This is a genomic window from Halomonas sp. ND22Bw, assembly GCF_003011945.1.
In the GTDB taxonomy this organism is placed as follows: Bacteria; Pseudomonadota; Gammaproteobacteria; order Pseudomonadales; family Halomonadaceae; genus Halomonas; species Halomonas halophila.
On the sequence record NZ_PXWD01000973.1, the window covers coordinates 1 to 267 of the forward strand.

General features: G+C 62.9%; 1 protein-coding gene. It reads right to left on the reverse strand.

Annotated elements, in window-relative coordinates; genetic code table 11:
• Window positions 1-267, reverse strand: a 267-nt coding sequence (locus CVH10_RS21065) for a hypothetical protein (RefSeq protein WP_181244613.1), incomplete at both ends; no start/stop codon positions are given.

Consider the following 267-nt stretch of genomic DNA (forward strand, 5'->3'; position numbering starts at 1 on the left):
CACGCCGCCGAAGTCGGACAGCTCCTGATAGGCCAGGTTCAGATTGGCCGACAGATCGCCGATCTTGGGCAGGACGCCGCGCTCGACGTTGGAGATCGGCAGATCGAAGTTGGCCTGGACGCTGCCCGAGTTGCGCGACTGCGACCGCTCCACAGCGACACTTGAACCCAGGCTTTCGGAGAACCGCAGGCTCTCGGAATCCAGCGATTGATAACCGGCCCCGACTTTGAAGGTCGAGGTGATGTCGCCGGCCGGCAGTTCATAGGG